Origin of the sequence: Rhodococcoides corynebacterioides NBRC 14404, assembly GCF_001894765.1 — a bacterium.
GTDB classification, from domain to species: Bacteria; Actinomycetota; Actinomycetes; order Mycobacteriales; family Mycobacteriaceae; genus Rhodococcoides; species Rhodococcoides corynebacterioides.
Map to the genome: position 1 here is coordinate 495,646 of NZ_BCWV01000002.1, position 12,804 is coordinate 508,449.

Annotated in this window: 13 protein-coding genes and 1 tRNA gene; 9 read left to right on the forward strand and 5 right to left on the reverse strand. The window is 70.2% G+C overall.

The annotated features are described in order from the left end of the window. Nucleotides 1–45: 45 nt before the first annotated feature. The 3 genes from RC2_RS03745 to RC2_RS03755 all read left to right on the forward strand — a co-directional run bounded on the left by RC2_RS03745 (nucleotide 46) and on the right by RC2_RS03755 (nucleotide 1,997). Nucleotides 46–633, forward strand: a complete 588-nt coding sequence (locus RC2_RS03745; RefSeq protein ID WP_068152293.1) for a TetR/AcrR family transcriptional regulator — start codon at nucleotides 46–48, stop codon at nucleotides 631–633. 36 nt (nucleotides 634–669) lie between these two features. Next, nucleotides 670–743 (forward strand) — tRNA-Leu (locus tag RC2_RS03750). 174 nt (nucleotides 744–917) lie between these two features. Beyond that, the gene (locus tag RC2_RS03755; RefSeq protein WP_068152287.1) at nucleotides 918–1,997 is read left to right on the forward strand and encodes an alkene reductase; all 1,080 of its coding nucleotides are present in this window, start codon (nucleotides 918–920) and stop codon (nucleotides 1,995–1,997) included. Between the two features lie 4 nt (nucleotides 1,998–2,001). Here RC2_RS03755 and RC2_RS03760 read toward each other — a convergent pair whose 3' ends face one another. Together RC2_RS03760 and RC2_RS03765 are read right to left on the reverse strand one after the other, a co-directional pair. After that, nucleotides 2,002–2,733 (reverse strand): SGNH/GDSL hydrolase family protein, encoded by a 732-nt coding sequence (locus RC2_RS03760; protein WP_068152286.1) that lies wholly within the window; start codon nucleotides 2,731–2,733, stop codon nucleotides 2,002–2,004. Nucleotides 2,734–2,815: 82 nt separating this feature from the next. After that, nucleotides 2,816–4,828 (reverse strand): DUF222 domain-containing protein, encoded by a 2,013-nt coding sequence (locus RC2_RS03765; protein ID WP_072681070.1) that lies wholly within the window; start codon nucleotides 4,826–4,828, stop codon nucleotides 2,816–2,818. A gap of 114 nt (nucleotides 4,829–4,942) precedes the next feature. On the opposite strand from RC2_RS03765, the gene RC2_RS03770 reads away from it, so the two are divergent. Beyond that, the gene (locus RC2_RS03770) at nucleotides 4,943–5,455 is read left to right on the forward strand and encodes a hypothetical protein (protein WP_068146136.1); all 513 of its coding nucleotides are present in this window, start codon (nucleotides 4,943–4,945) and stop codon (nucleotides 5,453–5,455) included. 46 nt (nucleotides 5,456–5,501) lie between these two features. Here RC2_RS03770 and RC2_RS03775 read toward each other — a convergent pair whose 3' ends face one another. The 3 genes from RC2_RS03775 to RC2_RS03785 form a co-directional block, all read right to left on the reverse strand. After that, nucleotides 5,502–6,920: a PepSY-associated TM helix domain-containing protein gene (locus RC2_RS03775; protein ID WP_068146137.1), complete on the reverse strand. Its 1,419-nt coding sequence runs from the start codon at nucleotides 6,918–6,920 to the stop codon at nucleotides 5,502–5,504. A gap of 93 nt (nucleotides 6,921–7,013) precedes the next feature. Further along, a complete protein-coding gene (locus RC2_RS03780; RefSeq protein WP_072681073.1) occupies nucleotides 7,014–7,535 on the reverse strand; it encodes a hypothetical protein in 522 nt (173 codons plus the stop codon). Between the two features lie 19 nt (nucleotides 7,536–7,554). Beyond that, the gene (locus RC2_RS03785; RefSeq protein ID WP_068146141.1) at nucleotides 7,555–8,784 is read right to left on the reverse strand and encodes a PucR family transcriptional regulator; all 1,230 of its coding nucleotides are present in this window, start codon (nucleotides 8,782–8,784) and stop codon (nucleotides 7,555–7,557) included. A gap of 138 nt (nucleotides 8,785–8,922) precedes the next feature. On the opposite strand from RC2_RS03785, the gene RC2_RS03790 reads away from it, so the two are divergent. The 5 genes from RC2_RS03790 to RC2_RS03810 all read left to right on the forward strand — a co-directional run bounded on the left by RC2_RS03790 (nucleotide 8,923) and on the right by RC2_RS03810 (nucleotide 12,801). Then, entirely contained in the window at nucleotides 8,923–9,759 is an 837-nt protein-coding gene (locus RC2_RS03790; RefSeq protein ID WP_068146143.1) for an SDR family oxidoreductase, read from the forward strand. 34 nt (nucleotides 9,760–9,793) lie between these two features. After that, entirely contained in the window at nucleotides 9,794–9,997 is a 204-nt protein-coding gene (locus RC2_RS03795; protein WP_068146147.1) for a zinc-ribbon domain-containing protein, read from the forward strand. Between the two features lie 20 nt (nucleotides 9,998–10,017). Continuing rightward, on the forward strand, nucleotides 10,018–10,656 hold the full coding sequence (locus tag RC2_RS03800) for a vitamin K epoxide reductase family protein (RefSeq protein ID WP_068146150.1): 639 nt from the start codon (nucleotides 10,018–10,020) through the stop codon (nucleotides 10,654–10,656). Nucleotides 10,657–10,774: 118 nt separating this feature from the next. Beyond that, on the forward strand, nucleotides 10,775–12,112 hold the full coding sequence (locus RC2_RS03805; RefSeq protein ID WP_068146224.1) for an MFS transporter: 1,338 nt from the start codon (nucleotides 10,775–10,777) through the stop codon (nucleotides 12,110–12,112). A 23-nt stretch (nucleotides 12,113–12,135) separates the two neighbouring features. Further along, nucleotides 12,136–12,801 carry a response regulator transcription factor gene (locus RC2_RS03810; protein WP_068146152.1) on the forward strand — a complete coding sequence of 222 codons (666 nt, stop codon included), beginning with the start codon at nucleotides 12,136–12,138 and terminating at the stop codon, nucleotides 12,799–12,801. Nucleotides 12,802–12,804 lie beyond the last annotated feature (3 nt).

The window sequence follows — 12,804 nt, forward strand, 5'->3', positions numbered from 1 at the left end:
TGTCGAGGGCTGTAGGGGCGGCCGGCCGAGTATGTTCGGAGAACCATGACCAGCGTGCGGAAGCGATTGACGCCGGCCGAACGGCGCACGCAGTTGTTGGCCGTCGGAACCAGGTTGTTCGCGACCCGTCCGTACGACGACGTCGGTATCGACGAGGTCGCCGAGCTCGCCGGCGTATCCCAGGGCTTGATGTACCACTACTTCGCATCGAAGCGGGATTTCTTCGCGGAGATCATCCGCCAGGAGTCGGTGCGGATGGTCGAGATCACCGCGCCCGACACGGCCTTGCCGGTCGCCCGGCAGGTGGGCGACGGCCTACGGGCCTACATCCATCACGTCGACACCCACGAGCACGGCATCCGCGCCATCAACCGGGGTGCCATGTCGGCGGACGACGGAATCCAGTCGATCGTCACCGACGAGTTGCGCGTGCAACAGGAGCGCATTCTCGACGCCCTGGGTACCGACGCGCGCGACGATCCTGCCGTGCGCCTGGCGGTGCGCGGCTGGATCGCGTTCGTCCGCGCCACCTGCCTCGACTGGGTCGACGAGCGGTCGGTCGACGCCGACACCGTCTACGACATCTGTATGCGCGCACTCGACGGTCTGCTGGGTATCGGTCGCCCGACCTGAACCGCCTTGCGGCCGCTAGGGTGGGTGCGCGCGACGGCCCCCATGGCCCAATTGGCAGAGGCAGAGGAATTAAAATCCTTGTGTTGTCGGTTCGAGTCCGACTGGGGGCACGCAGTCGACGACGTTCGGCGGTTGCGTCCGGAGCCATGGCTGTGACGCGAGGGGCTCGATGCCGAACGTGACCCCCGTCTCGTTCGGGAATGGCTGCGCGCGGCGGCAGGGTTGGCCTGAATCGGCGCGCTACGGCGCGCCCGCATTCTGTCGTCGAGGAAAAGAGCCAACCCATGTCGCTGTTCTCCACCGTCACCCTCGGGGACCTCGCCCTGCGCAACCGCCTGGTCATGGCGCCGCTGACGCGGGTGCGGTCCGGTCCCGAGGGAATCCCCGGCCCGCTCGTGGTCGAGCACTACCGCCAGCGCGCCAGCCTCGGGCTCATCGTCAGCGAGGGCACGTACCCGAGCCACGCCGGTCAGGGCTTCCCCGGCCAGCCCGGCTTGGTGACGGACGAGCAGCTCGCCGGCTGGAAAGCCGTGACGGAGGCCGTGCACGCCGAGGGCGGACTCATCGTCGCGCAGGTCATGCATGCGGGTCGGGTGACGCACGAGGCGACGACCGGCGGCCACCAGGTGGTCGGGCCCAGCGCCATCGCGATCGAGGGCGAGACCCGCACGTACGAGGGCAAGAAGCCGTACCCCGTGCCGCATGCGCTGACCACCGACGAGCTGCCGTCCGTGATCGAGGAGTTCGTGCGCGGTTCGCGCAACGCGATCGCCGCCGGATTCGACGGAGTCGAGATCCACTCCGCCAACGGCTACCTGCTGCACGAATTCCTGTCGCCCGCGTCGAACCAGCGTGACGACGCCTACGGCGGCTCCCCCGAGAACCGCGCGCGTTTCGTGGCCGAAGTCGTGGAGGCGGTCGCCGATGCGATCGGCGCCGGACGCGTCGGCATCCGCATCTCGCCCGAGCACAACATCCAGGACGCGCTCGAGACCGATCCCGCCGATGTGCGCGCCACCTACCGCGCGTTGGTCGACCGGATCGCACCTCTCGGCCTGTCGTACCTCAGTGTGCTGCACAAGGATCCGGCGGGCGAGCTCGTCCAGGACCTGCGCTCCGCGTTCGGTGGTCCCTTCCTGGTGAACAGCGGCTTCGGTGAGATCACGACACGCGACGAGGCACTGGCAATCGTCGACGACAACGTCGGCGACGCCGTGGTGGTCGGTCGCCCGGCCATCGCGAACCCGGACCTCGTGTACCGCTGGAAGGAAGACCTGCCGCTGAACACGCCGGACCAGAGCACGTTCTACAGTTCCGGCGCCGAGGGGTACACGGACTACCCGTTCGCCACGGCCGCCCGGTAGCCGCTCACCGGTCGAGGCCGAACAGCGCCGAGAAGTCGGTGACGAATCGGTCCGCCACGTACGCGTAACCCGCGGTGGTCAGGTGGGTTCCGTCGCCCGCCGTGTACTCCGCAGCCGTGTCCGCCGTCATCCATTGCTCCGCAACGGGATTGATGTCGGGCGCGGCTGCGGACGCGGCGGCGTCGGCGATTGCCGTGCTGAGCGGCACCGCCCGCTCGGTGAGACCGAACGGGACCGACGACGAGAACACCACGACCTCGATACCCGGCCACTGTCGTCGGGCCAGCTCGATGGACGACGTCACGGCGGCGCCGACGGTGTCCGGCGTGCTCTGGTAGTCGTTGGCACCACCCTGCAGGACGAGGACGTTCGGCACGAACGAGTCGTCCTGCGCCGCGCGCGCCAACCGTTCGCCGTAGGTGTTCGGCCCGCCTGCGCCGTTCGTCCAGCCCGTGCCCCCCGCCGCGTCGATGCGAGTTTCCCAGCCGAGAGTGGCGAAGTGGTCGGCGGCCAGCCGTGCCCAGTTGTCGGCAGCGGGATCGTCTGCCCCGATGCCTTCGGCGTAGGAGTCGCCGACGACGAGCAGCCGCGGTTCGGCGGGCACGGCCATCGTGCTGCCGTCGTCCGACCCGGAGCCACCCGACGCCGCCACGACGACGATCACCGCTGCCGCGATCAGCACGGCGACCACGCCGATCACCACGAGCCACGTCCGCCGAATTCGCCCCCCGGTCATGGCGTCGATCGTAATGACACGGGTCGGCGTGACGCGCGAGGTCGCTCGTACGTCGACGTTCCCCGTGTGAGAAGTCCTCGTCCTAGAACGGGGGTGGTGCGTCGTCCGGTTCGGGTGGTCGGATCCCTCTCAGGTTGTTGCGGAGTCGATTGCGGTTGCGTTCCTGGCGTCGGCGGGCGTGTTTCTGCTCGATGCGTGGGGCGGGTCGGGTGGGTTCGGGTTCGCCCGGTGTCGGGGTGCGCGGTGTCGGTGGTGTTTTCTTGCCGGCGTCGGGTGGGTCGCCGAAGACGATCATGTCGAGGCCCGGGTGGGTGTCGTGGCCGGTGTAGGCGGGTCCGAGGACGGTGCGGCCTTCGGGGATGGTGAATGTCCGGATGATGCGGCCGGGGTTGTCGGGGTCGGGGTATTGGTCGTCGACGAAGTCGCCGAACGTTTTCAGTAGGTGATGGAAGCGGCATTTCGCGCCGAGCCCGGTCGCGGTGGTCTGTCCGCCTCGCTCGGGGTGGTGGTGGTCGTATTCGGTGATGTGGTCGAGGTCGCCGTCCCACGCCGGCTTGGTGCAGCCGGGCCAGGTGCAGTACTGGTCTCGGGCGCGAATGTAGGTGTTCAGCGCCGCCGAGGGTCGGTAGGGGTCCGCGGGTTGCGTCGCCGGGAGTGGGGTGTCGGTGCCGTCGCCGAGCGGGCGGATGACCGCGGCAGGGTCGGCGGCGAGGTCGCGGATGTGGGCGCCGGAGACGATGCCGAGTCCGGCGATGTAGCCGACACCGTCGACCAGCTCGGGCTCGGCGTCCGCGGCAGACTCGTCGACCGCAATCTCGTCGACCGCTGCAGCCTTATCGACCGCATCCTCGTCGACGGCCGCCGCAGCCTCCTCGGCCACATTCTCGTCGGTCGCGTCCACGACCTGGTCGGTCGAGACCGTCTCGGCGGCAACGGAATCGGCGGTAACGTCATTGGCCGGAGTCTCCACGGCCACGACCTCATCGAGCGCGACCCCCTCGGCCGCATCCTCGTCGACGGCCGCTGCCTCCTCGGCCACGAACTCCTCGGCCGAAAATCCCTCTGCGGCAGTCGCGGTCGTGTCCACGTCTTGGGTCTGGGGGTGCGCTGCCGGCGCCGCAGCCTCGTCGACCGTCGCATCCTCAGCGGCGGCCGTGTTCGTTCCAGCGGTGGTGTCTTTCGCAGCGGCGGGTGCGGGTCCGGTGAGGGTGGTGGTGTCGGTGACGACGTGGATGACGATGCGTGCTGCGTTGGTTGCGACCTCGTCCGCATCGACCACGGTGAACGTGCAGTCGGGGCGGGCGCAGTCGCACCCGAACGGGGCGTGCTTGACGAGCGCGAACAGCGCATCCGATGCCCGCGCTGTCTTGGTGCGGCTGTCGTGTCGGCAGACCTGTGCGGCGAGGCGTTCGACGACGCGGGCGACGATGGCGGCGCGTTCGGCGGACATCGTCGCTCCGACGGTTGCCATGCCGTCGAGTCCGGCTTCGGTGAAGAAGCACCGCCCCTTCAGCGCGTCCTCGCGGCGTTCGCGGACGGCGTCGGGGTCGCGGCGGTAGACCATCTGATCGCACAGGTCTCGCACCCGGCCTGTCGACCACGACCCCGGCTTACGCAACGCCGCAGCGATGTCGGCGTCCACCAGGCCTTGGTAGGGGCGGCCGTGGATCAACTCGGTGCGGGAGACGATGGTGCGGATGTGAGTCGGGGAGACGACCCCGTCGCGGAGGCATTCGAACACCCGCGGCAGACGATCACGGAGAGCGACGGCGCTGTCGAGAATCCGTTCGGCGACGTACTGCGACACCGACAGGGCGGTGGCGATGCGGGCGGCGCACTGGGCGAACGCATCGACCGCCCGCTCGTCGCGGTCTTCTTCGGCGAGCACCAGGTCGGTGTGCAGGGCGGCGACATGTCGGTAGCGGCGCCACTCCAGGTACGCCGCCCCGGCGGCCAGGTCGGCCAGGGCGTCGAGGTGTCCACCGACGGGGAGGTCGAACGAGACGGGCAGGCCCATCGCGGTGTGGTCACGCGCAGCCCAGGCAACGCCCCCCACCTGCGCCGCGTTCACCGCGCCGACCCCCCGATCGCTCATGTGTTCGATTGTATCGACCCCCACCGACACCTGCCACGACAACAGCCGGAAACCGGGACAGCGCCGAACGATTCCCTCGGAGGGGCACTCGGCACGCTGTGATAGACCTCCACCATGGACACGAGCACGGGCCGGTGGTCTCGACGAGCGCTGTGGCTCTCGGTCGCGGTGCTGGTCGCGACGGCGCTGTGGGCACTTGCCACCACGAACGGCCCCGTGGCACTGCGGGTCGATGCGTCGGGTGCGGTGACGCGCGTCGGGTCCGTCTGGACGTTGGTGGGGGTGCTCGGCGGTATCGGTGCTCTGCTGGCCGCGACGTTCCTGGGAGCGCACCGGTTTCTGCCCCACCTCCCCGCGCGGCTGATCAACCTCCCGTCGGCCGAGGCGCACGCCTTCTGGACGGCGCCGGAGAACAGGCGGGAGCTGCACCGACTGCTCGCCGAGGACCTCGAGTGGATCGGCGCGGCCACCCTGGTGCTGTTCTCCTGGCTGATGGCCGTCTGTGTCACGGCGGAGAATTCCGTGGCGGTGTGGGTGTTCGTCGTTCCGGTGGTGGCGTACGTGATCGCCGTCCTCGGGTACTCCGTGTACGTGATGCGCGGAGGCCGGTACCGCCCGCGTTCCTGAGTCGAGGCGGGCTCGCACGGTGAAGCGCCGTGCGAGCCCGCTGCGCTCAGGCGCGTCGCAGGCGGCCCGTCACGACGTCCACGGCGAGGAAGGCGAGCAGCGACACGCCCAGGAGCGGCACGAACCACCCGATGGCGACGGTGGCCACCGCCAGACCGACGACGGCACCGGGGGACAGGCGACGGAGCGCTCCCCGCTGCGGCGGTCGGCCCACCGGCGTACCGCCTGTCCGAGACGGTCTGCGCTGGAACCACATTCGGTACCCACCCACGATCACGGCCACCAACACCACGGCGAGGGCCAGCAGCGCGAGCTGAGTCACGAGCCCGAACAGCACGCCCATGTGCAGGCTGATGCCCCACGTCGTCAGCTTGGCCGCCAGCGGCCAGTCCGCGAACCGCTGCACGTCGACCACGCGGTCGGAGGCGCCGTCGATCGCGATGGAATCGGTGGAGAACACCCAGGGATCGCGCAGCTGCGACACCTGGAACGCCGTGTCGCCGGACGCGGGGATCGACGCCTCGACCGGCCCGGTGACGTCGTTCTCGCGCGCGACGGCGAGGACACCGTCGATCTGCCGCACGTCGACGGGCGCCGTCGACGCCGTCGCGTCCGACGCCCCGTGCCCGACGTGACCGGCGTGCTCGTCGTCGGAGTGCCCGGCATGGCCGGTGAGGTCGGTGTCGAGGGTCGGGGTGGTCCAGCTCAGTGCGCTGCGGACGTCGGTGATGTTCGCACCGGCGTAGGCCGACCACGTCAGACCGGTCGCGGAGAGGAAGACCAGGCCGACGACGATCCAGGCGCCCCCGGCTCCGTGCAGGTTCAGGGTGCGGCGCCGACCGCGGGTGGTGCGATCGACGGTGAACAACCGGGCGTCGGACCGGGACCGCCGTCGCCGGTAGCGCTCCACCCACAGGAACAGTCCGCCGAGCGCGACGACGCCGAGCCAGGAGGCGGCCAGTTCGCTGTAGAGACGTCCGGCTTCCCCGAGGTGCAGGGTGCGGTGCAACTCGCTGAGCCAGGTGCGGAGGGGAAGCGAACCGGACGAGCCGTAGACCGTCGACTCGCCGACGGCCGTCGCGGTGGCGGGGTCGACGAACACGGCGGTGCGCTTCGACTCACCGAGGCTCGGGTCGGTGAACATCACGCGGGTGGTGTCGCCTGCCGCGGTGGCCGGGCGGACGGCGGCGACGGTCAGGTCGGGCCGCTCGGCCTGCGCGGCGAGGACCTGGTCGGAGATCGGCAGCGCGGGGCCGGTGTCGTCGGTGTGGAGCAGGTCGCGGTAGACGACGTTCTCGAGGGTCGGCGCGATGGCGTACAGGCCGCCGGTCACGGCCGCGATCAGGATGAACGGGGCGACGACGACGCCGGCGTAGAAGTGCAGTCGCAGGATGAGCGGGCGCCACCGTCGTGCGGGCGGGGGTGCGAGATCGGCTGTCTGCTCGATCTTCTCGGGTGTGGACACGGGTGTACTCGATTCCGGGGGAGTGCGCGGCGGACGCCGCGACAACGAGGCATCACCCGAACGCACCGGGCGTCGGGTGACAGGTGAAGGGACTCAGCGGAATCGAGTGGGTGGACCGCGGGTGCCCCGGCCCGAATGATCGATCAGACGGCTCGGCGCGTCGAGACGAGCGACGGGCAGAGGTGGACGGACCGCGTCGGTGTCGACCGTGACGGCGGCGAGTACGACGGGGACGATGCGGCGCATCGCGCGGGCGGCCCGCATCGAGCCGGTCTCGGCGCCGCGAACGGCTGCGGTACCCACGGCCACGGCCGTGACGTGGGCGACGGCCATGCGGGGATCGAGCAGGGGCCCGTGCACGTGACCGTCGACGGCGACGAGCGTCAGGTGTCCGAGCGCCTGCGCCGCGACGAGGGCGGCGACCAGACGACCGGTGCCGAGCCGCGTCGACGACGCGATCCACGCCACCCCGAGACACACCGTGAGCAGGGCGACGACGGCGGACTGGGACGGTGCCGACGCCCCACCGAGATCGTGGGCCGCGGCGGTGACGAGAACGGACGAGACGCCGACGACGACGCCGCGCAGTGGCGCGCCGGTCGCCGGGGTGGTCACGGCGACACCCTACCCCCTGCTACGTGCTGTAGTAGTTCGGATCCGGGAACACCCGGCGGTACGCCAACGCCAGCTCGAGCTCGAGGCGCCCCGGTCCGCCGATGGGTCGTCCCAGCTCTTCCTCGGCGCGTCGAACGCGGTAGCGGACCGTGTTCCGGTGCACCCCGAGTCGGCGGGCCGCGGCATCGAGACTGCGATCGTGCCGCAGATAGGCCGCCACCGTGCGGCGCAGTCGATCCGACGCGACGTCCGTTCCGTCGATGCCGCGCAATTCGCGAGCGACGAAGGCGTCGACCGCGTCCGGCCGGCCGGCGAGGAGGTACGCGATCTCGACGTCCGCGTACGCCACGACGGGCGCCGTGCCGGGTGCCGACTCGGCCACGGACTGGGCACGCAGGGCCTCGAGGTGGCTCCTCCGGAACCCGTCCGGCCCGGTCCCGACCGTCCCGACGGCGAGTCGAACGCCGTCGGCAACGCCGTCGGGGGTCACGTCGGCCGAGACGCCGTCGCCGGACACCCACGCCCACAGGGCCCCGGACCCCGCCGACACGGTCAACACGCGGTGCCCGGGCGACGTGCGAAGCGCGTCGCGAAGCGGGGCGTCGAGATCCGTCGTGCCGGAACCCGGTCCGTCGACCCACGCGACCAGGGCGAGGTGCGTCGTCCGGAGCGGGTGGCCGAGACGTGTCGCGGCCACGCCGTCGTCGAGAGGGTCACCGCGCACCAGGGCCTGGACCGTCTCGACCCGGCGGGCGACGTCACCGCGGAGGTCGCGTTCGCGTTGCTCGGCATAGGTGTCGGTGAGAATCTCGAGGGAGACGCTGATCCATCTGCTCGCACGCTCGAGCAGGCGAATCTGGATGCCGGGCACCAGAGTCGGGTCCTGGACACGGTCGGCCGCGACCTCGGCGACGTGACGCACCAGGACCGTCTTCCCGGCCCGGTAGATCTGCATCAGCACTTTCAGGGGGAGTCCGCGGCGAGCGACGGTCCGGGCCAGTTCGTGTGCCGCGGGCGGCGGTGTCACCTCGTCGGAGTCGCTCACGATCCACCCCAGCATCGCCCGCGCCTGGGCGACGTTGCTGGCGTGCAGATCGCGGCGCAGTTCCCGATCGACCGTGAGGGCGGCGACGTCCGCCGCGATCGCGGCGTCGAACCGGGCGACGACGGCCGTCACGGCGTCGTCGGCGAGGGTCTCGGTGACCAGGACGTGGACCCATCGGTCGGCGTCGTCGGGCTCGGTCGTCATGTTGTCCTCCGGGCACGAGAACGGGGTGCCATCTTGACCGACGAGGCCAAGAACGGCGACGTCGTGTTGTGCCACGATGCTAGAACATGGCGCACGTCACAGGCATGCGCCGCCGACAGATTCGAGGAGTACGCGCCCATGACCACCGACCTGACCGGCCGAGTCGTCGCCATCACCGGCGGTGCCCGCGGCATCGGGCACGCCACCGCGGCCGCATTCCTCGCGCGGGGAGCCCGGGTGGCGATCGGCGACATCGACGACGTCGCCGTGAAGGAGGGGGCAGAGCTCCTTCGTCCGGCCTCGGACGTTCATCACGACACCCTCGACGTCACCGACGCGGAGTCGTTCGACCGCTTCCTCGACGGCGTCGAGGCGACCTTCGGACCGATCGACGTGCTGATCAACAACGCCGGCATCATGCCGGTCGGGCGGGTGGTCGACGAGCCGGACGCCGTGACCCGACGTGTGCTCGACATCAACGTGCTCGGCGTGATCACCGGTTCGAAACTGGCTGCGCGACGGATGCTTCCGCGTGGACGCGGGCACATCGTCAACATCGCCTCCGCGGCCGGCGAGACCTACTCGCCGGGACTCGCGACGTACTGCGCCAGCAAGTTCGCGGTGGTCGGCTTCACCGACGCCGCCCGCCTCGAGCATCGCGGAACCGGGGTGGAGTTCTCGCTGGTGATGCCGTCGTTCGTGAACACCGAACTCACGGCGGGCACCTCGGGCGCGCGGGGCTTCCGCAACGCCGAGCCCGAGGAGATCGCCCGCGCCGTGGTGTCCCTGATCGACAAGCCGCGCTCGCGCGTGCGGGTGACCCGCCTGTTCGGGGCGGCCGTCGTGAGTCAGAAGTTCCTCCCGCGGCCGCTCGCGGAGGCGATGTCGCGGGCGCTCGGTGCCGACGACGTCTTCCTCGGCTCGGTCGACCAGGGAGCGCGGCGTGCCTACGAGGAGCGCGCCCGTCACAGCTGAGGTCGCTGTCCGTGGTGACGCCTACGCTGGCGGAATGCTCTTCTTCTTCGGCTACGGCAGCAAGCGCCGACAGGTCGGCGCCGGCGGGGTCCACACCTGTCCGCGCTGCCACAACACCAGCCAGTGGGCGCGCATGCGCCAGTACAACCAGCTGACGGTGTTCTTCGTGCCCGTGCTGCGGTGGAAGCGGGTCACGGTCGAGCAGTGCGGGATCTGCGGACAGACCGCCGCAGCGTAGGGCCTCCTACGATGGGGGCCATGACCACCGCCACGCCGCCGGAGGCGTCGACCGACGCCGGAACCCGCCCGGACGCAGGAACCGCGACGCCGTTTCCCCGTGCGCTGCCGTGGCTGTTGATCGCGGCGGGCGTCGTCGGTCTCGTCGCGTCGTTCGTTCTCACCGTGGAGAAGTTCGCCCTCGCCGCCGACGCGACGTACGTGCCGTCGTGCAGCATCGACGCGGTCGTGAACTGCGGATCGGTGATGGGATCGGCGCAGTCCGCGGTGTTCGGATTTCCCAACTCGTTGCTCGGCATCATCGGGTTCACCGCAGTGGTCGCCAGCGGGGCGGCGTTGCTGTCCGGCGCGCGGTTCGGCCGCTGGTACTGGGCGGGGCTGCAGCTGGGGCTGACCGCGGCCGTCGTCTTCGTGCACTGGCTGATGTTCCAGAGCCTGTACGTCATCGGCGCGCTGTGCCCGTACTGCATGGCCGTGTGGGTGTCCACGGTGACCGTCTTCTGGTTCGTCACGCTCCGCTCGCTGCACCACGGAGTGTTCTCCCGGCCGGTGTCGGCGCACGCGCTGACCGCGCCCGTGAACGCCGTCGTGCCGCCGGTGGCCTGGCTGATCGCCGTCGGTGCACTCGTCTTCTACCGATTCGGTGCCTTCTGGGCCTGAATGCAAAGTGTCTGTAAAGAGTCGCGGACGGTCCGCTGTGCATGACGCGGGTCACACCTAGGGTTCGGTGTCGAGGTCGCCCACCCCGGTGACCTCCTCGGACCGAAAGGCACCCACCATGAGCGCACCGGCGCGTTCCGCAGGGTCTCCCCACCCGGCACCGTCCACCCGACGCGCGGTGTTCAACACCGTGCGCGGCTCGCTCGGCAATCTGGTCGAGTGGTACGACGTCTACGTCTACACCGTGTTCGCCTCGTACCTGCAGTCGAGTTTCTTCGCCGACGGCGAGCCCAACGCCGGCATCTACACCATGGCGATCTTCGCGGTCACCTTCGTGATGCGCCCCATCGGATCCTGGTTCTTCGGCCGCTTCGCGGACCGTCACGGCCGCCGACCCGCGCTGGTGTTCTCGATCTCCGTCATGGCCGGCGCGTCGCTCCTCATCGCGCTCACCCCCACCGCGGAGAGCATCGGCTCGCTCGCCGTGGTGATCCTGGTGCTGTGCCGACTGCTGCAGGGCTTCGCCACCGGCGGTGAGTACGGCACGTCCGCGACGTACATGTCCGAGGCCGCCACTCCGGGGCTGCGCGGCTTCTTCTCCTCGTTCCAGTACGTGACCCTCGTCGGCGGCCACGTGCTCGCCCAGGTCACCCTGCTGGTGCAGCAGGCGTTCCTCACCGACGAGCAGATCCGCGAGTTCGGCTGGCGCATCGCGTTTCTCATCGGCGCCCTCGGCGCCGTGGTGGTGCTCTACCTCCGCCGTGCGATGGACGAGTCGCTGCAGACCGACACCGAGGACAAGCGCCGCGGCTCGATGACCGAGCTGTTCACCGCGTACCCGAAGCAGCTGCTGGTGTGCTTCCTGGTGACCCTCGGCGGCACCGTCGCCTTCTACACCTACAGCGTCAACGGCCCGCTGATCGTCAAGAGCACCTACACCGACCGCGGCATGACCGCCACGTGGATCAACCTCGCCGCGTTGGTGTTCCTCATGCTGATCCAGCCTCTCGGCGGTCTGCTCAGCGACAAGATCGGCCGCAAGCCGCTCCTGGTCGGATTCGGCGTCGCCGGTGTCCTGTGGTCCTGGACCTTCCTGAATCTGTTGCCGAAAGTGGAGACGCCGATGGTGTCGTTCCTCCTGCTGGCCGGCACGTACGTCATCCTCACCGGCTACACCTCGATCAACGCCATCGTGAAGGCCGAGCTGTTCCCCGCGCACATCCGCGCCCTGGGACTGGGCCTCGGCTACGCACTGGCCAACTCCATGTTCGGCGGTACGGCCCCCGTGATCTACGAGGCGGCCAAGGAGAACGACGCCCTCGACGCCTTCGGCATCTACGTCACCGTCGCCATCGGCATCTCGCTCCTGGTCTACGTCTTCGTGCTGAAGAACCGTCAGCAGACCTACCTCGATCGCGAACAACTCGCGCGTCGGGACGAGGCCACGGTGCGCTAGGTTCGGATCCTGGAGGTGGGTCCGTGCAGGTGCTCGTCGTCGAGGACGATCTCGGTGTGGCGGACGCCCTCATCCACGCGCTCCGGCGCCAGGGGTGGTCCGCCCGCCACGCCGCGACCGGCACCGCGGCCCTCGATCTGGTCGCCGATGCGGACATCGTCCTGCTCGACATGGGCCTGCCGGATCACGACGGACTGTGGGTCTGTCGACGGATCCGGGAGACCTCGGCGGTGCCGATCGTCGCCCTCACCGCGCGTCGTCACGAGGACGCCGTGGTGGGGGCGTTGCGGGCGGGGGTCGACGACTACGTCACCAAGCCCTACAGCGTCCCCGTCCTGCTCGCCCGGATGGACGCCGTCGTCCGACGCACGGTGGGGCGGGCCGCGACCCCGGCGACGCCCGACCCCGGATTCCGCTTCGACCCGGGCACCCGCGAGGTCTGGGGCGCCGACGGCGCGCCACGGGCACTGACGGCCAAGGAGAGCGAACTGCTGGTCGCTCTGGCCCGCACGCCCGGCCGACCGGTGAGTCGGGCGGCGCTGATGGAGGAGGTGTGGGACACGACGTGGGTGGGCGCCTCGCGCACCCTCGACGTGCACGTGGCGTCGTTACGCGCGAAACTGCGCGACCTCGCGGCGGTGGAGTCGGTGCGGGGCGTCGGGTACCGCCTCGTGGTGACTCCGGAGTGAACC

Excerpts from the sequence above, each read along its gene's own strand:
- RC2_RS03795 (WP_068146147.1), top strand. The coding sequence starts at position 9,794 with ATGCTCTTCTTCTTCGGCTACGGCAGCAAGCGCCGACAGGTCGGCGCC.
- RC2_RS03770 (WP_068146136.1), top strand. The coding sequence starts at position 4,943 with ATGGACACGAGCACGGGCCGGTGGTCTCGACGAGCGCTGTGGCTCTCG.
- RC2_RS03755 (WP_068152287.1), top strand. The coding sequence starts at position 918 with ATGTCGCTGTTCTCCACCGTCACCCTCGGGGACCTCGCCCTGCGCAAC.
- RC2_RS03760 (WP_068152286.1), bottom strand. The coding sequence starts at position 2,733 with ATGACCGGGGGGCGAATTCGGCGGACGTGGCTCGTGGTGATCGGCGTG.
- RC2_RS03745 (WP_068152293.1), top strand. The coding sequence starts at position 46 with ATGACCAGCGTGCGGAAGCGATTGACGCCGGCCGAACGGCGCACGCAG.
- RC2_RS03765 (WP_072681070.1), bottom strand. The coding sequence starts at position 4,828 with ATGAGCGATCGGGGGGTCGGCGCGGTGAACGCGGCGCAGGTGGGGGGC.
- RC2_RS03785 (WP_068146141.1), bottom strand. The coding sequence starts at position 8,784 with ATGACGACCGAGCCCGACGACGCCGACCGATGGGTCCACGTCCTGGTC.
- RC2_RS03800 (WP_068146150.1), top strand. The coding sequence starts at position 10,018 with ATGACCACCGCCACGCCGCCGGAGGCGTCGACCGACGCCGGAACCCGC.
- RC2_RS03790 (WP_068146143.1), top strand. The coding sequence starts at position 8,923 with ATGACCACCGACCTGACCGGCCGAGTCGTCGCCATCACCGGCGGTGCC.
- RC2_RS03805 (WP_068146224.1), top strand. The coding sequence starts at position 10,775 with ATGAGCGCACCGGCGCGTTCCGCAGGGTCTCCCCACCCGGCACCGTCC.